A 442-nucleotide genomic window follows, 5' to 3' on the forward strand; every position below is an offset into this window, starting at 1 on the left:
CCGTCGTTTACACCGCATCGGTGACTGCGCCAGTGACCGGCTCCCCAGTCGTGGTGACCCTGTCCAACGGACAGACCATCACGATTCCGGTTGGCGAAAGCCAGGGCTCGGTGAACTTCACCGCACCCAACGATGCCCTCGCTGGCGGCAGTTCCCTGAGCACCAGCATTACCAAGGCGGACGGCGGAAACTACGACAAACTGGAAGTCAGCGACAAGCCTGCCGCGACCTCGGTCACCGATACCCCCGACACCACCACTCTGAGCCTGAGTGCGACCGAGTCCGTGGCCGAAGGTGGTTCGATTGTCTACACCGCGACCCTGACTAATGCCGCTGGTACTCCAGTCACCGTGACCCTGAGCAACGGCGCGGTAATCACCATCGCTGCCGGTGCCACTTCCGGTACTGCCACCGTCGCCGCCCCTGCCGATGACGTCTATAA

The 442-nt window shown here is 62.7% G+C and carries 1 protein-coding gene; it reads left to right on the forward strand.

The window, feature by feature from the left end; translation table 11 throughout:
* Nucleotides 1–53 precede the first annotated feature (53 nt).
* Nucleotides 54–442 (forward strand): immunoglobulin-like domain-containing protein (locus RM446_RS24685; protein WP_311547841.1); only part of this gene is annotated, 389 nt, incomplete at its 3' end.

It is taken from the genome of Streptomonospora wellingtoniae, assembly GCF_031845375.1.
GTDB classification, from domain to species: Bacteria; Actinomycetota; Actinomycetes; order Streptosporangiales; family Streptosporangiaceae; genus Streptomonospora; species Streptomonospora wellingtoniae.